The following is a 21,698-nucleotide window of genomic DNA, read 5'->3' on the forward strand; positions in this document are numbered from 1 at the left end:
GAAAATGAATTAGATTTTTTAATTCTCTCATCATCACATTAACAAATTATCATATTAGAAAATTATGGCAGAAGTAATTACGATGCCCCGCCTATCCGACACTATGACGGAAGGTAAAGTGGCAAAATGGCATAAAAAAGTAGGAGATAAAGTAAAAGAAGGAGATATCTTAGCGGAAATTGAAACTGACAAAGCCGTTCAGGATTTCGAATCTGAAATAGAAGGTACCCTTTTATACGTAGGCGTAGAAGAAGGAGGTGCTGCTGCTGTAGACTCTGTTTTGGCTATTATCGGGAATGAAGGAGAAGATATTTCAGGATTAACAGGTGGAGCTGCTGCTCCCGCTGCTGGAACTGAAGAAAAAAAATCAGAAGAACAACCTAAAGCAGAAACTGCTGCACCTGCTGCAGAAGTTCCGGCTGGAGTAGAAGTTATTACCATGCCAAGACTTTCTGATACAATGACAGAAGGTAAAGTAGCTAAATGGCACAAAAATGTAGGAGATACAGTAAAAGAAGGAGATCTTCTTGCTGAGATCGAAACAGATAAAGCGGTACAGGACTTTGAATCTGAATTCAATGGAGTATTATTGAAGCAGGGTGTAGAAGAAGGAGGTGCTGCTCCGGTTGATTCCGTATTAGCAATTATTGGCCCTGCAGGAACAGACGTTTCCGCTGTAGGCGCTCCAAAATCTGCGGCTGCATCAACTGAAAAACCAGCTGAACAAAAAACAGAAGCTAAAACAGAAGAAAAAGCAGCTCCGGTTGCAAATACTTCATCTTCTGACAGAGTTGCAATCTCTCCACTGGCTAAGAAAATGGCTCAGGATAAAGGAGTTGATATCCACAGTGTTCAGGGATCTGGTGAGAATGGAAGAATCGTTAAAAAAGATATTGAAAACTATCAGCCGGCTGCGAAATCAGCTGCTTCAGCTCCAGCAGTAAGTGCTGCTCCAGTTGCAGTAAGCTTCGTACAGGGTGAAGATACAGAGACTCCAAACTCTCAGGTAAGAAATATTATTGCAAAACGTCTTTCTGAAAGTAAATTCTCTGCTCCTCATTACTATCTGATGGTTGAGATCAACATGGATAAAGCAATTGAAGCAAGAAAAGAAATCAATTCTTTACCTGATACTAAGATCTCTTTCAATGATATGATCATTAAAGCGACTGCAATTGCTTTAAGAAAACACCCTCAGGTAAATTCAAGCTGGGCAGGTGATAAGATCATCCACAGAGGAAATATCAATATTGGTGTAGCAGTAGCTATTCCTGACGGATTGGTAGTTCCTGTATTGAAAAATACAGATCAGATGACGTATACTCAGATTTCTGCATCCGTAAAAGATATGGCTTCAAGAGCTAAGAGCAAAGGTCTTAAAGCTAACGAAATGGAAGGATCTACATTCTCTATTTCTAACTTAGGAATGTTCGGAATCGAAACGTTTACAAGTATCATTAACCAGCCAAACTCTGCTATCCTTTCAGTAGGAGCAATCATCGAGAAGCCAATCGTAAAAGATGGTCAGATTGTAGTTGGAAACACAATGAAACTTTCATTGGCATGTGACCACAGAGTAGTAGATGGTGCTACAGGTGCGCAATTCTTACAAACATTAAGAACATATTTAGAAAGTCCATTAACATTGTTATTGTAATTTCTGAAATAGAAAATATTGAAACCTCCCATTTGGGAGGTTTTTTTGTTTTGTAAATAGCAATCCCAATAGTTGGACAGCACTTATAAGATTTTAAAAACCATATAATTGTAAAATGTAAAAGCAACGAGATTGAATTTTATACTACTTATATCAGATTCTCATAATCATTAGAAACAAATTTTAGAAAATCCATTAAATATAATATGCTTTAGAAATTATGCCAAGATTTTATAATGATGTCAATTTGAGAATTAGAAATTATCACGGTATTTTTTGATGGAATTTCAAAATCAAATTACTATTTTTGAATCATGATTAAAGCAAGAAATATCCATAAATCTTATGGGAATTTAGAAGTACTGAAAGGAGTTGATATTCATATCAAAATGGGCGAGGTGGTTTCTATTGTAGGAGAATCAGGAGCAGGTAAATCTACATTGCTGCAGATTTTAGGAACGCTGGATCATCCGAGCCAATCAAATAAATATGATACTGAAATTGAAATAGCAGGAGAGTCATTTATTAATATGAATGATAAGCAGCTGTCAAAGTTCAGAAATCAGAATATCGGTTTTGTATTTCAGTTTCATCAGCTTCTTCCGGAGTTTACAGCACTGGAAAATGTATTGCTTCCAACAAAAATAGCCGGAGCAAATGAAAGAGAAGCTCTTGAAAAGGCTTATGCTTTATTTGAAGATTTGAAGATAGAACAAAGGCTGAATCATAAACCCAATCAGCTTTCAGGGGGAGAAGCGCAAAGGGTAGCTGTAGCAAGAGCTTTAATCAATTCACCCAAAATTATTTTTGCGGATGAACCTACAGGAAACCTGGATTCTAAGAATGCGGATGATCTTCACAGATTATTTTTCGATCTGAGAGATAAATACAATCAGACATTCGTCATTGTAACCCACAACCCGAATCTTGCAGAAATTACAGACCGCAAACTCATCATGAAAGACGGAATGATCATAGAATAGAAGTACACAGCACCAGATGATGAAACACTTTATTTTTCTTTTTATAATTTTAATTTCCTGTTCAAAAGCTGAATCTCAGCAGTTGAATACATTGAATGTACCCCAGACGAAGATTTCAGAGGTTAAAAATTATATCAAAGGAAAAGAATATAACCAGGAGCTGGCTGTTTTTATCAACTTTAAAATCCCTTCCGGGAAATATCGTTACTTCATCTATAACCTGAAAAATAATACAATTGTACAACAGGCTGTTGTATCTCATGGCTCAGGCTCTGTCATTCCAAAATCAGATGCTTTAAAATTCAGTAATATTGAAGGTTCTTATCAATCATCTCTGGGAAAATATGCCATAGGAGAAAGCTATGTGGGAAAATTTGGTAAAGCTTACCGTTTAAAAGGCCTTGACTCTACCAACAGCAATGCAATGCAAAGAGCAATTGTCCTTCATTCCTACGGATGTATTCCGGATGTAGAATCTCAGACCCCGGCATGTTTAAGCTTAGGATGTCCTATGCTTTCGGTGAATGCTCTTAAAGAAACCGCAAAATATATTGATCAGTCGGCAAAACCGGTGATCCTGTATGCATTTTATTAATTCATAATCTCTTTTCCATGGCTATAAAATTTCTTGCAGAAGATGACAGACCCAGAGAAAAGTTTTTGCGGAAAGGCAAAAGCACACTTTCTGATTCTGAACTGTTAGCTATTATTATGGGCAGCGGAAGTAGAGAGGAAGATGCTGTAGAGCTTGCACGAAAAATTTTTGCCTCCGTCAATAACAATTGGCATCAGCTAAGTCTGCTTTCTGTTAAAGATCTCATGAAATTTAAAGGAATTGGAGAGACAAAAGCTATTTCTATCATTTCAGCTTTAGAAATTGGAAGAAGAAGAGCAGGGCAGGAAATTCCGGAAAAGACTATCATTGGTAATAGTCACGATGCTTATATGGTTCTCAGAAACCAGCTTTCTGATTTAAGAACAGAAGAATTTTGGGCCATTTTCCTGAATAATAACAATAAAGTGATCCATGTTTCAAAACTTACCCAAGGAGGAATCAGTCAGTCTATTGTAGATGTGAGAACTCTTTATAAAGGGGCGCTGGATCATTTTTCAACGGGGATTATCATCGCCCACAACCATCCTTCCGGAAGCTTAAAGCCAAGTCGGGAAGATATCCATATTACAAAAAAAATTAAAGAAGCAGGAGACACATTAAGTATCCAGCTTTTAGACCATATTATTGTTACACAGGATTCTTACTTTAGTTTCTCGGACGAAGGATTGTTATGATTAGAAGATTAAAATATCATGAAATTGATTTTGTAAAATATGCTCAATGTTTAGAAAATTCCGAACAAAGAAAATACTCTGCTGCAAAAGATTTTTTAGACACTACTTCGACAATGCCATGGGAAATTCTTGTTTATAAAGACTACGAAGCAGTAATGCCCGTACCTTTTGTAAGAAAATACGGGATGAAAATTGTACATAACCCAAAACTTTGTCAGCAGCTTGGTGTTTTTTCCAGTAAAGATAATGTAGACCTTAATGAAGCATTTTTAGAATATCTGGAAAAAAATTACATGATCAGAGCATATCCGTTCAATGATGTAAATCAGCTTCGGACAAAGATCAGGATCAAGAAGAACTTTTTATTGTATCCGGAGACTTATGAGAAAATTTATGCAAGATATTCTCCCAAGAGAAAACGAAAACTTCGGTTAGATGAAGCTGTGGTAAAGGAATCGGAAATCAGGACAATCTCTTACGATATAGCAAAAGCATTTATTGAAGCTAATACGATAGGACTAAGCAAGGACAATGATCTGTTTGAATTCATGAGGATTTTTGAAAGCTTTTACAAGTTAAATTATCTGAAGTTCACGGCTTTTTACTATCAGCAACAAATCATCAATGTAATTGCTACTTATTCTGATGGTAATATGGTTGCGCTTCTGGGTAATTTTAATGATAAAGATTACGTCAGATTATCAGGAGCTTCCGTATTGATTGACCATATTATTAAAGAAAATATTGAGACTCATATTTTTGATTTTGAAGGGGGAGAACTCCCTAATATTGAAGAGTTTTTCAGAGGATTCCGCCCGGAATTAAGACCTTATGGCATTATTGAGAATTCAAAAAAGAACCTTTTTAAAAGACTGGGTTATCTTGTATTGAGAGGAAAGTCCTTTTTATGATGAAAAGCATTGTTTAGATTGGTTCTAATTAAGTAATATTCCGTAACTTTATAAAATCCTTAGTAAAACAGTTATGTTACAACAGATTCGTCAGTACAAATTATCATACATGCTTTATAATTTGTTTAAAAAGAGTAAATTAAAGCATAATATTCCATTATATAAAAAATACGGAATCAATAAAAACTATTTTTCAAGTATCTCAAGCAAAGATTTTGCCCATCTCCCTGCCAGTGAAAGAACATTAGATTATGCGAAACTTAAGGAAACTTCTTTTTTTAAAAAGCTGACGGATGAGAATAAAGAAAGCGCTCTTCACTATGATGATAATGGATATATGATTCTGAGAAACTTCCTGACTCCGGAAACTGCTGATCAAATCAATACAGAAATTGATAAGCTGATGGAAGATGGTACACTGAAGTTTATTTATGGAGGAAAACTGATGTTTGCCATTCATCATTCAGAAATTATTAAAAACATTGGAAGTGATAAGGAACTGCTGGACTTTTTATCTGTTTTGCTGAATGGAAAATCCAAACTTTTTCAAAGTATTAACTTTATCAACGGAAGCCAGCAAAAAACACATTCAGACAGCATTCATATGACTACTTACCCTTTAGGAGGATTACTCGGAGTCTGGATTGCATTGGAAGATGTGGATGAAACGAATGGTGCTTTGCATTATATTCCTAAAAGTCATAAACTTCCTTATTTCCTGAATTCTGATTATGATAATGAAGGTACCGCCATGAAAATAGGAAAGAAAAGCTACAGAGCTTATGAAACATTCCTTGAGGATAAAGTGAAAGAATTAGGATTAAAAAAAGAGATATTTAAAGCAAAAAAAGGCGATTTATTAATCTGGCATGCCAATATTCTTCATGGAGGAGAACCTCATACTGATAAAAACAGAACGAGAAAAAGTCTTGTATACCATTTCTTTGACGAAAATAGTGTGTGCTACCATGAAGTGACCCAAAGGCCGGCACTCTTTGAGCTTTAAAGCAATTTTATCCTTTATTATAAAAGCTTTTTATAAGCATATAAGTTTAAATGATAGTTTTTTTACATTTGTATACTTATAATATCAACATATGAAAAAAAGGGAAAATATTCTTGTTTTTATATTTTCAATCTATGTATGCTGTATGTCATACTACCTATATACCAACCATTATTACAACACTGATATGGAAGCTTATATGGGATTGATCTATAAAACGGAATATCCCGAAATGAAAATTGAAGAGATTCACAAGAAAGTATATGATGAATTGCGGGAAAAAAATCCTGATTTTGCGGGATTAGGACCTGTAGATCCAATGGTGAAAGAAGTAGCGAAAGGAGAAAGTACTTATTACAAAATATTATCACAAAATCCTAAAGCCTATGAAGAAGAATTACAGCTTTTTGTGGTAAAGCCTTTTTATAATTTCATCAATTGGTCATTCTTTAAATTGGGTTTTAGCGCATCTGCTTCCAACTCTTTAATTTCAACTATTTCTTACGCTCTGATTCTTATTCTGATTTTCAGTTTTTTGATAAAAACCCTGAAAAACTATACTCTTGCTTTTATCATCACGATTTTAATTTCGCTGTTCAAACCTTTGTCAGAGTCAGCAAGACATGTTTCAGCGGACTCTTTATCATGTTTACTGCTTCTTTTAAGCTTCTATGCATTTTTAGTAAGAAGAAATTTCTTTCTCGCAGGCATCTTTGCTATGTTGTGTATTCTTACAAGACCGGAATATTTTATTTTTTATTCATTCCTGTATGGCCTTATTTATCTTTATAAAAACAGGCTTCAGGTGAAAACAGGTCCATTATTAATATCATATGGATATCTGTTTCTTTCCTTCTTTTTGATACAGTTTTTTAATCAGGTTTCGTGGTCTACACTTTTTATGAATCAGTTTATTAAAGTTCAGATCTATCCTGTATCACAGCCTGATCCATTTTCTTTTTCAGATTATATTCATTTTATTAAAAGTAAAATGATGCTGGAGTTCAACATTTCTTACTTTCCGGTTTTGTTGATTTTTATAATCATTATTCTGGCAAATAATTTTTCCCTTTATAATAAAAAAAAGCTGGCTCAGGCTTTATTTTTTGTAATTATTTATGGAACGGTCATGATGAGATTTCTGGTTTTTCCGTCTTTGGCAAACAGAATGATGTCGGGCTTTTACCTTATAATTATATTAGCATTAGTTTATATACAAAATTCTAAAGTGGATATCTTTAAAAACTCTTTAGAAGACGGAAAATAATTAGTAATTTTGCAGTCTAAAATTATGACGAGTCTTTCAGGATATCTACCGTATGCATTTGCATTGATTATTGCAATTCCTTTTCTGGTTTTGCTCAGACAATTTGTACACTCGTACATTACCCTTAAAAATCAGGAAATCAAACTACTTTCCGTGAAGTCTAATTCAGAGAATAAAGCACATTCTTACGAAAGAATGACCTTGTTTCTGGATAGAATGAAGCCATCAAACCTTATTCAGAGATTTGATAGAGAACTAGCCGTTCATGAATTTATTTTCCTTACCGAAAAAACAATTAACGAAGAATTTGAGTATAACTCCTCACAGCAGTTATACATTACAAAAAATTCATGGAAGAATATTGTAGACTCTAAAAACGCGATCATAGAACTCCTTCACAAGACCTATGACGGGTTGAAAGGTGAGGTTCAGCTGGATGAATTCAAAACGATTTTCATCATGAACTACATGGAGGGCAACGATTATATTGTGGAAACAATAGAAGACTTAAGAAAAGAAATTTTAATAATAACTTAAAAAATAACAGATAAAATAATGATTCCAAATTTTAAAGCACATCCATGGCACGGAATTTCTGCAGGAGAAGATGCGCCAAATGTTGTAAACGTATTTGTGGAAATTGTTCCTTCAGATACTATTAAATATGAAGTAGATAAAGAAACAGGATACTTAAAAGTAGACAGACCGCAGAAATTCTCTAACATCATCCCTGCTTTATATGGTTTTGTTCCAAGAACATACTGTGATAAGGAAGTAATGAGACTTGCTGTAGAATCGGGAGCTACGGATGTTACAATGGGAGATCATGATCCTCTTGATATTTGTGTTTTAAGTTCTCACAATATCCACGCTGGAGGTTTATTGATGGAAGCTATTCCAATCGGAGGTTTCAAAATGATCGACGGAGGAGAAGCGGATGATAAAATTGTTGCAGTAATGATCAATGACCACGCTTTCGGACACTTCAGAGATATTGCTGAATTGCCAGAAGCTGAAGTAAAAAGATTGATGCACTATTTCCTAACGTATAAAAACCTACCGGATGAGCCTGCAAAATGTAGAATCCAGGAGGTTTACGGAGCTGAGCATGCAAGAAAAGTGATTAAAGCTTCTCAAACAGACTACGCAGATAAATTCGGAGGATAAGATTCTCTTGATTCATAAAATAAAAAAAGGATAGACAGTTTTCTGTTTATCCTTTTTTATTGACTAAAAGTCATTGCGAATAGAATATAAAGCAATTTTCAACTTTGAAAAACTCTTTTAATCTCCTCATTATATTTTAATGGTTTACTTTATTCAAAGTTTTTTTACTCATATAATTTCTCTGAAACCTTTATTCAGTCCTGTTTTTTCATAAATTTTAATGGTCATGAGTTCGTTGCTGTATTTCCATTTTTTTTAATGATAAGCACCATACTGTTAAATTTTTTAATGCTTTGATGGTAATTATTTATTATATTTAATTTTCTATTACCAAAAAAATATTAAACTATGGATCTATTTGTGTTAGTGCCAATTTTTGGTGTCGTAGCTTTGCTTTATACATTTCTTCAGAGCAACTGGGTAAATAAACAGAATGCCGGAAATGAAAAAATGAAAATAATCAGCGGTCATATTGCAGACGGTGCAATGGCTTTTCTAAAGGCTGAATATAAAATCTTAATGTACTTTGTGGTGATAGTCGCCATCTTACTTGCCGTAATGGGATCAAGTAATGCCAACTCGCATTGGAGTATAGGTATTGCCTTTGCGGTAGGAGCTGTATTTTCCGCATTAGCTGGTTTTATCGGGATGAAAATTGCCACCAAAGCCAATGTCAGGACAGCAGAAGCGGCAAGAACATCATTGTCGAAAGCGCTTAAAGTATCTTTTACAGGAGGTTCTGTTATGGGAATGGGAGTTGCTGGACTTGCTGTTTTAGGTTTAGGAGCATTATTCCTGATCATTAAACAGATTTTTGCGCCTGACGCTACAGTAGATTCTCATGAAATGGAAAAGACGATTGAAATTCTTACCGGATTTTCTCTGGGTGCAGAATCCATAGCGCTTTTTGCAAGAGTAGGAGGCGGTATTTATACAAAAGCGGCAGACGTAGGTGCTGACCTTGTAGGAAAAGTAGAAGCCGGAATCCCTGAAGATGATCCCCGAAACCCCGCAACGATTGCAGATAACGTAGGAGATAACGTAGGAGATGTGGCAGGAATGGGAGCTGACCTTTTCGGTTCTTATGTTGCAACTGTTCTGGCAACCATGGTATTAGGCAGAGAAACTATTTCCGATGATGCTTTCGGAGGTTTTGCTCCAATCCTTTTACCGATGCTGATTGCAGGAACAGGAATTATATTCTCAATGATCGGAACTTTATTTGTGAAAATTAATGATAATGAAGGCTCATCTACTTCCAGTGTGCAGAATGCTCTCAACCTTGGAAACTGGGGAAGTATCGTTATTACAGCTATTTCATCTTACTTCCTGGTAACCTATATCCTTCCTGAAAAAATGGTTCTAAGAGGCCATGAATTTACTAAAATGGGAGTATTCGGAGCTATAATGGTAGGATTGGTTGTAGGTACGTTGATGAGTATTATTACAGAGTACTATACCGCAATGGGTAAAAGACCCGTTTCCAGCATTGTAAGACAATCTTCTACAGGACACGCAACTAATATTATCGGAGGACTTTCTGTTGGTATGGAATCTACTTTACTCCCGATTATCGTATTGGCAGGAGGAATCTATGGTTCTTATCTGTGCGCAGGACTTTACGGGGTTGCCATTGCAGCGGCAGGAATGATGGCTACTACAGCGATGCAGCTGGCAATTGATGCCTTTGGGCCTATTGCTGATAATGCCGGCGGTATTGCCGAAATGAGTGAACTTCCTAAAGATGTGCGTGAAAAAACAGATATTCTGGATGCTGTAGGAAATACAACTGCAGCTACCGGAAAAGGATTTGCTATTGCTTCAGCAGCTTTAACAGCATTAGCCTTATTTGCTGCTTTTGTGGGAATTGCAGGAATTGACGGAATTGATATTTACAGAGCAGATGTTCTGGCAGGTTTGTTTGTGGGGGGAATGATTCCATTTATCTTTTCATCATTGGCAATCACTGCGGTTGGGCAGGCTGCCATGGCCATGGTGGAAGAAGTAAGAAGACAATTTCGTGAAATTCCCGGAATTTTAGAAGGAAAAGCACAGCCGGAATATGAAAAATGTGTTGCTATCTCTACAGATGCATCCATCAGAAAAATGATGTTGCCGGGTGCTATTGCCATCATTTCTCCTTTATTGATTGGATTTATTTTCGGTCCTGAAGTATTGGGAGGATTTCTGGCTGGTGCTACAGTGTGTGGAGTCTTGATGGGAATGTTTCAGAATAATGCAGGAGGTGCATGGGATAATGCTAAAAAATCATTTGAAAAAGGGGTAGATATCAATGGACAGACTTATTACAAAGGTTCAGAGCCACATAAAGCATCCGTAACAGGAGATACTGTTGGAGATCCTTTTAAAGATACTTCCGGCCCATCTATGAATATCCTGATCAAGTTAATGTCCATCGTTTCTTTGGTTATTGCACCTACTTTAGCAGTATTGCATAAAGATAAAATTGAAGCCAACAGAAAAGCAAAGATTGAAAGTCTTACCGGAGTATCTGCTGCCACAGCGGCTGGTCATACAGATCTTACAACAGTTCCGGTTTCTTCTGGTGAAGTTCGAGGCCATCTTAATGAAAGTGGTGACTTTGTGTATGAAACGGGAAATATCCAGAAAATAAAGCTTGATGGAGGGAAAACAATCGCGATAGGAGATGGAAGCCAGTTATATCAGCTTTATAATGTGGTGAAACAAAAAGATAAATCTGCTTTAGACCCTAATAAATGGTACACGATCGAAAACCTTTATTTTGAAACAGGTTCAAGCGATCTCAAAGCAGAATCTGCACTCCAGCTGAATACTTTAGCTGAAATCTTAAATGCTTATCCAAATTTGAAAATTAAATTAGGGGGGTATACAGATAATAGCGGTAATGAGGATAGTAACCTTAAGCTATCCAACCTAAGAGCGCAAACAGCAAAACTTAAACTCCTTGAATTAGGTATTTCAGCAGATAGAATAGAAGCAGAAGGATACGGATCACAGCATCCGGTGTGTGAAGCCAATGACACGGACGAGTGTAAAGCAAAAAACAGAAGAATTGATGTAAGAGTTCTGGCTCTTTAAAATCATTAGAATACAATAAAAAGCACTGCCTTGGCGGTGCTTTTGTCATTATTTGGAATAGTATGATAATTGGAAATCAAAAAAATGGATATCAATAATCATCTGCGTAAATCCGTGTAATTTGTGGGAAAAAAACAAATCCGTGAAAAAAATTAAAGATTTCTTTTTAAATGCTCCAATGCCTGAATAATTAGTTCGTCCTTTTTAGCAAAACTAAACCTGACATAATCAGAATTTTGTCTTGAATTATAGAAAGCAGAAAGTGGAAGACAAGACACCTTCTTTTCAATTGTAAGCCATTTTGAAAACTCCACATCTGTCATTGTTGAAGAAACATTCCTGAAATTAACGACCTGAAAAACACTTCCTTCCGCTTGTTGCTCAACTTGCAGAGGAGTCTCCTGAATCAGCTGATTAAAAATATCTCTTTTATGCTGCATCATTTCTTTATTAATGGCCGGATCAAATACATCCAGATACTTTGCGATAGCATATTGAGCAGGAGCATTGGCGCTGTAAGAAATATACTGCTGGTGGCACTGAAATCTTGCCGTTAAAGTTTCAGAAGCAAGCATATAGCTGACTTTCCATCCGGAAGTATGAAACATTTTGCCAAAAGAAAATATACAAAATGTCTTTTCACTAAGCTCTGGATGTATAAAAGAGCTGTAGTGTTGAGCTTCGTCATAGCAGTAGGTATCATATATTTCTTCAGAGATCAAATAAATATCACGGTCCTTAATCAATTCATACAACTGATTCCAGTCTTCCTTTTTCCATACTTTTCCGGTTGGATTTTGAGGAGAGTTTACAATAACAGCTTTGGTTTTTTCAGTAATACAGTTTTTAAACAAATCCCAATTGATCGTAAAATCATTATCAAGATCATAATAAACAGGAATCCCTCCATTCATAACAACAGCAGGTCCATAAGTATAATAGGAAGGCTGAATAATAATTACTTCATCGTATTGATTTAAAATTGATTTGAGGGAAGTATATAAAGCAAAGGTTGCACATGGGACAATGGTTATTTCCTTCTCTGTAACAGGAATTCTGTTAGTCCGTTTCGCATTGTAACGGATGATACTTTCAATCAGGAGAGGATTGCCGGCAAGAGGTTCATAATGATAAGTCTCTTTTTCTGCGGCCTCTTTTAAAAATATTTTAAGTCGTTCATCAATATCAAAATCGGGGAGACCCAGAGAAAGATCAAAGCTTCCGTGCCTGGCTGCCAGCTCGGACATTTCCGTAAAAAAGGAATAATGAGTAAATCCGTAAATCTCATCCACTTATTTTATATTTCAATCAAATATAATAAAAAATCAATACTGTATTAGGTTTTAAATTGAAGTATTGTTAATTTTATAATGAATAGCATATGATCTTGTGATTTTGATCTCTCATATTGCGGTTCGATAAAATTTGTTATTTTTAAGAAATTTATTCTTTATGAAAAAAATACTTATTCCGTTATTTGCCATGGCTGTAGTAACCAGTTGTGGAACGGCAAAAATATCTGATGGGAATGCTTCACATCCTGTTTCAACAAAACACAGCAAGGCATTTAACAATGCATACAAGGTAATTAACGCTGAGGATTTAAAGAAAAATCTGTATGTTATTGCCGCAGATGATATGGAAGGACGTGATACAGGAAGCAAAGGACAGAAGAAAGCGGGAGAGTATATGATTAATTACTATAAAAATCTTGGTATTTCCGGACCTAAAGCATTAGGCTCATACTATCAGAAAGTTCCATCCGAGTTTATGAAAAAGAGAGGAGGCGGAAATCTTCCTGATTCTGAAAATATCCTGGCTTTTATTGAAGGAAGTGAAAAACCAGATGAGATTGTTGTAGTTTCTGCACATTATGATCACGTAGGAACAAAGAATGGAGTAGTGTACAACGGAGCAGATGATGACGGAAGCGGAACTGTAGCCGTAATGGAAATTGCCAAGGCATTCCAGCAGGCAAAAAAAGCAGGAAAAGGACCTAAAAGATCAATCCTGTTCCTTCATGTTACAGGAGAAGAACACGGACTCTTTGGCTCAGAATATTACTCTGAAAATCCTGTTTTCCCATTAGCCAATACTGTTGTGGACCTTAATATTGATATGATTGGACGTGATGACCCCGCCAACAGAGGAAAACAATATATTTATGTAATTGGTTCTGAAATGTTAAGTTCTCAGCTTAAGGTAATTAACGAAGCAGCAAATAAGAGAACCAATAATCTGGAACTTAATTACAAATACGATGATTTGAATGACCCTGAGCAACTATATTACCGTTCAGACCACTATAATTTCGCCAAACATAATATTCCTGTGGCTTTCTTCTTTGATGGTATTCATGAAGACTATCATAAACCAACAGATGATCCGGAAAAAATTGATTATCAGCTATTGGAAAAAAGAACCCAGCTTATTTTTACCACAGCATGGGATATTGCCAACAGGGAAGAAAGAATTGTGGTTGACAGAAAATAATCAGTAATTATAATCCTTGTCAAGGTTTTAAATTTTGATAAGGATTAAGAAAAAAAACTTTGTATTTATCAACAAATTACCATGAACATAGTAATCAGAGAAGCAAGACCGGAAGATATTCCGCAGATTCAGATTGTAAGAAATTCTGTGAAAGAAAACATGTTATCAGATCCGAGTTTAGTTACAGATAAAGACTGTGAGGAATTTCTTTTTCAAAGAGGAAAAGGATGGGTAGGGGAAGCAGAAGGTCAGATTGTAGGCTTTTCTATTGCAGATCTGAAAGAAAGCAATATCTGGGCTTTGTTTATACATCCGGATTTTGAAAATCAGGGAATCGGCAGAAAACTTCATGACATCATGCTCGACTGGTATTTTGAACAAAAGAAAGATGATGTATGGCTTGGTACTTCACCAGAAACAAGAGCGGAAAGTTTCTATAGAAAATTTGGCTGGAAAGAAACAGGAACCCATGGAAAAGGAGAGGTGAAATTTGAAATGACCTATGAACACTGGAAAAACAAAAAATTATGATACCAAAACTGAAATCCATCAGACCTTTTATCGGGGCAGAGAATTTTGATATCAGCAGAACCTTTTACAGGGATCTAGGATTTGAAGAAGTTATTCTTGAGCCCAAGCTGTCACTGTTTATACGGGAGGAAATAGGCTTTTATCTTCAGGATTATTACACAAAAGATTGGGTAGATAATACCATGGTCTTTATGGAAGTAGCTGATACTGACGCTTTCTGGAAAGAGCTTTTATCTTTAAAGCTTACAGATACCTATGAAAATGTGAGACTCACTCCTATACGAACTATGGATTGGGGAAAAGAGTGTTTTGTGCATGATCCTTCCGGGATTTTGTGGCATTTTGGTGAGTTTTTTTAAGGGAATACATATGATTTACGCGTTTGATACCTATTATTATGAAGATTATGCCAATACGGTATGTATCGCCTTTGAGGACTGGACGTCTGAAAAAGAAGTGGAAGTTTTTATAGAGCAGACTTCTGTGAGTTCAGAATATGAAAGCGGGGCATTTTACAAAAGAGAATTACCCTGCATCTTAAGTTTGCTAACGAAAATAGCTTTAAAACCAGAAGATATTATCATTGTTGACGGATATGTTACTTTGGATAATAATGGGAAAATTGGCCTAGGCGGCCATCTTTATGAAGAATTGAAAGAAATGTATCCTATTGTTGGGATTGCAAAAAATGAATTTACAACTCCGGATTCTCAAAGAAGAAGTGTATTCCGGGGAGAAAGTAAAACCCCTCTTTTTGTAACGGCTAAAGGAATGAATGTAGATGAAGTTCAATTAAAGGTAGAGCAGATGCATGGCGCTTACAGAATGCCAACACTTCTAAAAAAGCTGGATCAGCTGAGCAGAACATAAAAATAAAGTCTTACTGTAAAGAGTAAGATTTTTTCTTAGTGTTTAATATACCAATCGGTATATTTTAATTATCTTTGTATTAGTTCCTTGTGAAAATAAGAGAGAAATTTTTTTAATCATGAATATACCGATCGGTATTTTAAAATAGTATTTTATGAAAGAAGTATTTATATTAGCCGCAAAAAGAACTCCAGTAGGTGGTTTTATGGGAAGCCTGTCCGGACTTACAGCTCCTCAACTGGGAGCGATTGCAATTAAAAACGCCTATGAAAACATTGCTTTGGATGCGGAGCATATAGACAGTGTGTATATGGGAAATGTACTCAGTGCCGGACTGGGACAATCACCTGCAAGGCAAGCCGCTATTTTTGGAGGAATTCCCGTAGATAAAGATGCAACAACAATAAATAAAGTCTGTGCTTCCGGAATGAAGTCGGCAATGATTGGCGCCCAGCAAATCCAGCTTGGTTTGGAACATGTCGTTATGACCGGCGGTATGGAAAGTATGAGCAATGTTCCCCATTACGTTAAACTTCGTCAGGGAACAAAGTTAGGAGATACCAGGCTTACTGATGGGGTAATCAAAGATGGTCTGTGGGATGTATATAATGATTTCCATATGGGAAGTGCCGCTGAATTAGGCGTAAAAAAATACGGTTTAACACGCCAGCAGCTTGATGAATATGCTCTGTTTTCCTATCATCGGGCTCAGGAAGCTGCAAAAAACAATAAGTTCAGCAATGAGTTGATCCAGATATCAATCGAAGGAAAGAAAGGGACTATAATTGTGGATAAAGATGAAGATATAGACAAACTTATTCCGGAGAAGATCTCTATTTTGAAACCGGCATTTGAAGCAAATGGTACTTTGACGGCTGCCAACTCCAGTAATCTGAATGATGGAGCAGCAGCGATATTGTTAGGATCTTCAGAAGCCATACAAGAACATAATTTGAAACCTCTAGCCAGAATTGTAGCATATACAGATGCGGCTCAGTCTCCGGAATGGTTTACCACTTCTCCATCTATTGCCATCCAAAAGCTGCTGAAACAGACAGGTCTTGGTTTATCCGATATTGATTATTTTGAGATTAATGAAGCCTATTCCTCCGTTATTCTGTCCAATCAGCAGATTTTGGGGTATGACCTGAATAAAGTAAATGTTTACGGTGGAGCAGTCGCTATTGGACACCCGATTGGTGCTTCAGGAGCCAGAATTATAGCAACTTTAGTTAATGTGCTTCATCAGGAAAAAGGGAGATTCGGAATAGCTGCCATCTGTAATGGAGGAGGTGGAGCGTCTGCAATTCTCATTGAAAATGTAAGTTAGAACAGATAAATTCCTTAGATTTCATTCTTTTATAACGAAAAACCCTTTCTTAAAACAAAATTTGAGAAAGGGTTTTTTATTTATAACAGTTTGATTATCCATTAGTAAAATGAATTGTTTGCTAAATGTTTATAGATTGAAAAAGGCCTATTTTTATTAAACTGACAAATATCATTACATTCTTATTTTTATTCATTCTAAATAAATATAAATTTGTCTCAAGAAATTTAACCAAAAAATGAAAAAAATAACTACTCTTTCTGGTATTGTACTTTGCTCACTGATGAATGCCCAATTGCAATATTGCATGCCAACATTTCAGTATGGAGCAGACAGTAATATGATTAGTAATGTTACTTTCGGAAGTATTAATCACTCATCGCCGGTTCAGTCCGGAAATGCACAAATTTATGAGAATTTCACCTCAATGTCTACAGATTTACAGCCCGGAAGTAATTATAATATATCCGTAACAGGTCCTTCCAGTACATTTCCGAGTGATGTAGTTCTTTTTATAGACTTTAATCAGAATGGTAATTTTGATGATGCCGGAGAAAGCTTTTATATTGGAAGACTTGAAGCAGCCAATCCAGCTAATGCATTTACCATCAACAATACCATAACGATTCCTGCTACAGCAGTCAATGGGAGTACACGAATGAGGGTTCTTAAAAATACAAATGTTCAGGCTTATTCAAATCCTGCGGCTCCCAATTCTATCAGTTCAGCTTGTGATTCAGGTTTAAGAGCAGGTCAGACAGAAGATTACACGGTCAATATTGTAGGAAATACAGTTAATTTTCCGGCTCCTTACTGTGGTGCTGAAAATGTGACCAGCCTTACGGTAAGTGAAATAAGCAAGGTAGAATTTGCTGGAACTGTAAAAAATAGTGCTATTGATGGAAACTCAGACGTTCTTGAAAACTTTATAGCGACTGTTTTTACTGTTAATCGTGGAAATACCTATCCTATAACGGTAACAGGAGGTACACACGGGCAGAATACGGTATCAGCGTATGCCTATATTGATTTTAACCATAATAATCAGTTTGATGCGGATGAAAAGTTTAACCTGGGGTATTTGGATAATTCCAATCCGGTTTCTGGGGAGCAGTCCGGGGTTACAACAGGAAATATTACTATTCCGGCAGGAGCTCAACTGGGAGAAACCCGTTTCAGACTGGTAAAAGCATATGAATCCAATTCATGGATGGGAACGCTTGAAAATCTTCCATGTCCTTCAGGATGGTTTATAGGACAGGCAGAAGATTATACGCTTAAAATTCTGCCGGAAAGCCTTTCCACAATAGAAGTTTCTAAGGAAAAATCAGCTAATGTTCAGCTATATCCGAATCCTACAACAAATTCAGTAAACATCAGGATGAAAGAAGGTTTGGAGAAGTATGAAATTTACAATATATCAGGACAGAAACTGCTGGAAGGAAATTCATTAACGATTTCTATGGACAGTTTTGTTCCAGGAACTTATCTGATTAAAATTCAGACAAAAAATCAAAAACTCATCACAGAAAAAATTATCAAAAAATAGACACATCATATCTAAATCATATCCATATCAATTTTTGTTTTTTAATCGACAGGTCCTTTACCTGTCGGTTTTTTATTGTAAAAACTTCTGTATTTAATAGATTTTTTGTGTATTATGAATCAATCAGACTTCAATAAATCCATAAGATCCTGTTTTGAAAGTCCTTGAAGTTTCTTGCCATCGGTTGTAAGCAGATTCTGGGCCAGCTGTTTTTTCTTTTTCTGAAGCATAAGAATTTTTTCTTCCACGGTATTAGAACAGATCATTCTTACCGCAATTACATTTTTGGTTTGTCCTATACGGTAGCTTCGGTCAATAGCCTGGTTTTCGGCAGCAGGATTCCACCATGGGTCTACCAGGTAAATATAATCCGCCTGCGTTAGGTTAAGGCCAACGCCACCAGCTTTTAAACTGATCAGGAATACCCTGATATCATCATTTTTCTGGAAATTAGCAACCTTTTCTCCTCTGTCTTTAGTCTGCCCTGTCAGGTATTCAAACTGAATACTGTGACGTTCCAGCTCTGTTTTTATCAGATCAAGCATTCCGACAAACTGAGAGAAGACCAGAATTTTATGATCTTTTGATTTTCCAAGGATCTGCTCCATCAAAATCTCGATTTTAACGGCATTTTCACCGGAATAACCCTCTTTCATCAAAACGGGAGAATTACAGATCTGTCTGAGCCTTGTGAGGCCCGTAAGGACGTGCATGCTGTTTTTATTCAGATCATCGTCATCATTGGCTGCAATGAACTCACGAAGTTCCTTTTCGTAGGCATCGTAGATCTTGCGCTGTTCAGTATTCATTTCACAGTAGATGACTGTTTCTGTCTTCTCAGGAAGCTCTTTTGCCACCTGTTTTTTTGTTCTTCTGAGGATAAAGGGTTTTATCTTTTGCTGAAGTTCTAACGCCCGTTTACTGTATTCAAATTTATCAATGGGGATGGCATAAATATCCTTAAAATACTGTTTGCTTCCCAAAAGTCCCGGACAAGCGAAAGAAAGCTGGCTGTAAAGGTCAAAAGTACTGTTTTCAACAGGTGTACCCGTCAATACAATCCTGTTTCTCGATTGAAGCAGGCGCGCTGCTTTGTATCTTTCCGAATTTGGATTTTTAATGGTCTGTGATTCATCCAGAAAAATATAATTAAAATTAAAATTTTTCAGGAAACGGACATCTGAAAGCAGCATCCCGTAAGTGGTAAGGACTACTTCATAATCAGACATATGAGCAATTGTCCTGGGTCTGTCCGCACCATAATGCAGCAGAACTTTTATAGAAGGTGCAAACTTGGAAATCTCTTCCTGCCAGTTGAAAAGCAGAGAAGTGGGAACTACAATAAGATTGGTAATATGTCCTCGTTTTTCCCGTTGTGAGAGAATAAACGCAATAATCTGAATGGTTTTTCCAAGTCCCATATCATCTGCGAGACATCCTCCGAAGTTGAATTCATCAAGGAAATTAAGCCAGTTCAGTCCGTCATGCTGATAATCCCTGAGTTCTGCGTTTAGGTCTGCCGGAATATTGACTTCCGGTATCTCTTTTACTTTTGAGAACTTAGTGGAATAGCTGGTGAGTTCCTCCTGAACTTCCTGGCTCAGGACTTCTTTTTCAAATAGTGAAGTAACTTCAGTGAAATTGATTTTCGGAATCTTTAAAAGTTCTTCGTCAATTTCTCCTGCATGAAAGTAGGCAGCTATCTTTTCCATCCATTCTTCAGGGAGAATTCCCATACTGCCATCATCCAGCTGAACAAATTTACTTTTATTCCGGATCGCGCGGTGAAGTTGTTTTAAAGAGGCTTCTTTGGGACCAAAACCTACTTTTAGCTTAGCATTAAACCAATCCAGTCCGCTGGTGATCTGAATATTGATTTTAGCCCGGTGAGAGTTTAATTTATTATTTTTTAATTCATTAAAGCCCAATATAATTACTCCTTCATTTCTCCAGATTTCAAATGCCTCAAGAAACCAGTTGTTATCCAGGAATTTATCTCTGTGAAGATAAAAATACTGATAGCCGTCCATCTGATCTTCAAAATCAGGATGCTGCTGCATAATCAAAGAAGTAAAACGGGCTTCTGCCGATTCATTTCTTTCTATTTTAAATGGGTTTCCATTCTGATCGGTATCAAAAAGCTGCTTTCTGGAATAGACAGGAACTTCTACATCTCCGTATTTCATTACCGGTGTTATTCCTATATAATTTTCCTGCTGACGAAGATAAACAACTCTTTCGGTCTGATAATTTTTGTCTTCAAGTTGTACTTTTGTTGCAGGTTGTATGTAACTGTAATTTATATGAATACGTTCTTCTAAGGTAGAGAGAATGTTCTTCATAAATGCCTCGTATTTTGAAGAATGGATCAGTAAAATTTCATTATTTGCCTTAAAGAACCTGATGATTCTGAGCATATCCGGAAGATCTACAAAGCTGAAAGTGTTTCGGTTATAAACAAAATATTCATTTCTGAGTACAACATTTTTGAAAGGAACAGAAATATCATTAAAAAGTATTTCTCCGGTTACTTCGTAAAACGGATCTTTCTTAAATACAGATAATTGAATCTCGGCATCTAAAGTGTTTAATTCAATATGAGAAAGTGACTTTGCAAAAACTGTTTCTGCAATTTCCCGGTCGTGATAATAGACATCAAGTCCCAGAGGATTTTGTACAATGAGCTTTAACGCTTCCAGTTCTGAAGGATTGTAATCTTCATTATAATTATTCTGAAAAGAGTGGATGGCTGTGTAAAATTTGATCTCTGCAGGTTTCTCTGCTTTCCATATCAGCTGCATGGCATCTACAGGGGTCACCGGATTTTTGAGTTTGCCTGTCTGCGTTATTTCCGCTTCCATCAGAGAGAAAGTCATATGGTTATAATAACGGTGTTTACCGATAACCAATATCTGTTTCTTACCAGTTTCTAATATTGCCAGTTCATCGAGTCTGGATGGAAGCTGGGGAAGAAGATCTTTTTGAAACAACACATCATCTACGGGAAGCATTTCCTTGATCTTAGGAAGGATTTCAATTTTACCATCCCTATATTCCAGTTGAAAATATTGATCCAGATCTGTTTCATTTTCAAGACCATAGGCTTTGGCTTTAGGAAGAAAAGCTTTTCTACGGAGTATATCATCAAAAAACAGGCGATAATTTTTATTCTCAATGATACAATGAATAATTTCTGTCTGGTGAGAACAAAGCCGGTCTTTCTGATCATTACACGTACATGAGCAGAGTAGTGAACTGCCAACCTTACTGATGCTGACCATAGGAAAATCCTGTAACGAAGATTGCTTTGTAAATATTCCCGTATTGTTTTCAATAGCAGCAGGATAGATTTCGTGAAAATCTCTGATTCCGATGAATGCACTGTCTGAAGTATGTTTCAGCAGGTCGTATACGGAAAGTGTACTGATATTGATGTTGTTAAGAATATATTCTGCCATAAAAATTGATGAAGGCAAACTTACAAAAAAACAAATGTATTTAAGAATCCATTTTGGCTACAGCTTACCGCATTTTGGCAACTCCGGGGTTTATTCTAATTCTGA

At 36.3% G+C, this 21,698-nt stretch carries 18 protein-coding genes; 16 read left to right on the plus strand and 2 right to left on the minus strand.

The features are described 5' to 3' along the window. Positions 1-64: 64 nt before the first annotated feature. The 10 genes from FW780_RS00925 (at position 65) to FW780_RS00970 (ending at position 11,362) form a co-directional block, all read left to right on the plus strand. Positions 65-1,657, plus strand: a complete 1,593-nt coding sequence (locus FW780_RS00925; protein ID WP_149831784.1) for a pyruvate dehydrogenase complex dihydrolipoamide acetyltransferase — start codon at positions 65-67, stop codon at positions 1,655-1,657. A gap of 314 nt (positions 1,658-1,971) precedes the next feature. Further along, entirely contained in the window at positions 1,972-2,640 is a 669-nt protein-coding gene (locus FW780_RS00930; RefSeq protein WP_149831785.1) for an ABC transporter ATP-binding protein, read from the plus strand. 16 nt (positions 2,641-2,656) lie between these two features. Continuing rightward, positions 2,657-3,235: a murein L,D-transpeptidase catalytic domain-containing protein gene (locus tag FW780_RS00935; protein ID WP_149831786.1), complete on the plus strand. Its 579-nt coding sequence runs from the start codon at positions 2,657-2,659 to the stop codon at positions 3,233-3,235. Between the two features lie 17 nt (positions 3,236-3,252). Next, complete coding sequence (gene radC / locus FW780_RS00940) at positions 3,253-3,930, plus strand: RadC family protein (RefSeq protein WP_149831787.1); 678 nt, start codon at positions 3,253-3,255, stop codon at positions 3,928-3,930. After that, the gene (locus tag FW780_RS00945) at positions 3,927-4,841 is read left to right on the plus strand and encodes a hypothetical protein (protein ID WP_149831788.1); all 915 of its coding nucleotides are present in this window, start codon (positions 3,927-3,929) and stop codon (positions 4,839-4,841) included. The genes radC and FW780_RS00945 overlap by 4 nt, the downstream gene beginning before the upstream one ends. A 73-nt stretch (positions 4,842-4,914) precedes the next feature. Continuing rightward, complete coding sequence (locus FW780_RS00950; protein WP_149831789.1) at positions 4,915-5,847, plus strand: phytanoyl-CoA dioxygenase family protein; 933 nt, start codon at positions 4,915-4,917, stop codon at positions 5,845-5,847. Between the two features lie 91 nt (positions 5,848-5,938). After that, positions 5,939-7,114 carry a hypothetical protein gene (locus tag FW780_RS00955; RefSeq protein WP_149831790.1) on the plus strand — a complete coding sequence of 392 codons (1,176 nt, stop codon included), beginning with the start codon at positions 5,939-5,941 and terminating at the stop codon, positions 7,112-7,114. A gap of 24 nt (positions 7,115-7,138) precedes the next feature. Further along, entirely contained in the window at positions 7,139-7,651 is a 513-nt protein-coding gene (locus FW780_RS00960) for a DUF7935 family protein (protein ID WP_149831791.1), read from the plus strand. A gap of 18 nt (positions 7,652-7,669) precedes the next feature. Beyond that, a complete protein-coding gene (locus FW780_RS00965; RefSeq protein ID WP_149831792.1) occupies positions 7,670-8,281 on the plus strand; it encodes an inorganic pyrophosphatase in 612 nt (203 codons plus the stop codon). Positions 8,282-8,629: 348 nt separating this feature from the next. Next, a complete protein-coding gene (locus tag FW780_RS00970) occupies positions 8,630-11,362 on the plus strand; it encodes a sodium-translocating pyrophosphatase (RefSeq protein WP_149831793.1) in 2,733 nt (910 codons plus the stop codon). A gap of 152 nt (positions 11,363-11,514) precedes the next feature. Here the strand turns inward: FW780_RS00970 and FW780_RS00975 are convergent, their stop codons facing one another. Continuing rightward, entirely contained in the window at positions 11,515-12,654 is a 1,140-nt protein-coding gene (locus FW780_RS00975; protein WP_149831794.1) for an aminotransferase class I/II-fold pyridoxal phosphate-dependent enzyme, read from the minus strand. A 160-nt stretch (positions 12,655-12,814) separates the two neighbouring features. Here FW780_RS00975 and FW780_RS00980 point away from each other — a divergent pair, with 160 nt between their 5' ends. From FW780_RS00980 to FW780_RS01005, 6 genes are all read left to right on the plus strand, one after another. Beyond that, complete coding sequence (locus FW780_RS00980; protein ID WP_149831795.1) at positions 12,815-13,855, plus strand: M28 family metallopeptidase; 1,041 nt, start codon at positions 12,815-12,817, stop codon at positions 13,853-13,855. Positions 13,856-13,936: 81 nt separating this feature from the next. Then, positions 13,937-14,386, plus strand: coding sequence for a GNAT family N-acetyltransferase (locus tag FW780_RS00985; RefSeq protein ID WP_241676815.1), 450 nt, complete (start codon positions 13,937-13,939; stop codon positions 14,384-14,386). After that, entirely contained in the window at positions 14,383-14,745 is a 363-nt protein-coding gene (locus tag FW780_RS00990) for a VOC family protein (protein ID WP_149831796.1), read from the plus strand. The genes FW780_RS00985 and FW780_RS00990 overlap by 4 nt, the downstream gene beginning before the upstream one ends. A 10-nt stretch (positions 14,746-14,755) precedes the next feature. Continuing rightward, a complete protein-coding gene (locus FW780_RS00995; protein ID WP_149831797.1) occupies positions 14,756-15,256 on the plus strand; it encodes an endonuclease V in 501 nt (166 codons plus the stop codon). A gap of 154 nt (positions 15,257-15,410) precedes the next feature. Then, complete coding sequence (locus tag FW780_RS01000; RefSeq protein WP_149831798.1) at positions 15,411-16,586, plus strand: acetyl-CoA C-acyltransferase; 1,176 nt, start codon at positions 15,411-15,413, stop codon at positions 16,584-16,586. 238 nt (positions 16,587-16,824) lie between these two features. Further along, positions 16,825-18,135 (plus strand): T9SS type A sorting domain-containing protein, encoded by a 1,311-nt coding sequence (locus tag FW780_RS01005; RefSeq protein ID WP_149831799.1) that lies wholly within the window; start codon positions 16,825-16,827, stop codon positions 18,133-18,135. 119 nt (positions 18,136-18,254) lie between these two features. Here FW780_RS01005 and FW780_RS01010 read toward each other — a convergent pair whose 3' ends face one another. Then, entirely contained in the window at positions 18,255-21,593 is a 3,339-nt protein-coding gene (locus FW780_RS01010; protein ID WP_149831800.1) for a DEAD/DEAH box helicase, read from the minus strand. Between the last annotated feature and the right edge of the window lie 105 nt (positions 21,594-21,698).

Source organism: Chryseobacterium sediminis (assembly GCF_008386505.1).
GTDB lineage: Bacteria > Bacteroidota > Bacteroidia > Flavobacteriales > Weeksellaceae > Chryseobacterium > Chryseobacterium sediminis.

Coding starts and splice junctions, on each gene's coding strand:
- FW780_RS01010 (WP_149831800.1), bottom strand. CDS start 21,593: ATGGCAGAATATATTCTTAACAACATCAATATCAGTACACTTTCCGTA.
- FW780_RS00935 (WP_149831786.1), top strand. CDS start 2,657: ATGATGAAACACTTTATTTTTCTTTTTATAATTTTAATTTCCTGTTCA.
- FW780_RS01000 (WP_149831798.1), top strand. CDS start 15,411: ATGAAAGAAGTATTTATATTAGCCGCAAAAAGAACTCCAGTAGGTGGT.
- FW780_RS00995 (WP_149831797.1), top strand. CDS start 14,756: ATGATTTACGCGTTTGATACCTATTATTATGAAGATTATGCCAATACG.
- FW780_RS01005 (WP_149831799.1), top strand. CDS start 16,825: ATGAAAAAAATAACTACTCTTTCTGGTATTGTACTTTGCTCACTGATG.
- FW780_RS00970 (WP_149831793.1), top strand. CDS start 8,630: ATGGATCTATTTGTGTTAGTGCCAATTTTTGGTGTCGTAGCTTTGCTT.
- FW780_RS00925 (WP_149831784.1), top strand. CDS start 65: ATGGCAGAAGTAATTACGATGCCCCGCCTATCCGACACTATGACGGAA.
- radC (WP_149831787.1), top strand. CDS start 3,253: ATGGCTATAAAATTTCTTGCAGAAGATGACAGACCCAGAGAAAAGTTT.
- FW780_RS00965 (WP_149831792.1), top strand. CDS start 7,670: ATGATTCCAAATTTTAAAGCACATCCATGGCACGGAATTTCTGCAGGA.
- FW780_RS00930 (WP_149831785.1), top strand. CDS start 1,972: ATGATTAAAGCAAGAAATATCCATAAATCTTATGGGAATTTAGAAGTA.
- FW780_RS00960 (WP_149831791.1), top strand. CDS start 7,139: ATGACGAGTCTTTCAGGATATCTACCGTATGCATTTGCATTGATTATT.
- FW780_RS00950 (WP_149831789.1), top strand. CDS start 4,915: ATGTTACAACAGATTCGTCAGTACAAATTATCATACATGCTTTATAAT.
- FW780_RS00985 (WP_241676815.1), top strand. CDS start 13,937: ATGAACATAGTAATCAGAGAAGCAAGACCGGAAGATATTCCGCAGATT.
- FW780_RS00945 (WP_149831788.1), top strand. CDS start 3,927: ATGATTAGAAGATTAAAATATCATGAAATTGATTTTGTAAAATATGCT.
- FW780_RS00955 (WP_149831790.1), top strand. CDS start 5,939: ATGAAAAAAAGGGAAAATATTCTTGTTTTTATATTTTCAATCTATGTA.
- FW780_RS00990 (WP_149831796.1), top strand. CDS start 14,383: ATGATACCAAAACTGAAATCCATCAGACCTTTTATCGGGGCAGAGAAT.
- FW780_RS00980 (WP_149831795.1), top strand. CDS start 12,815: ATGAAAAAAATACTTATTCCGTTATTTGCCATGGCTGTAGTAACCAGT.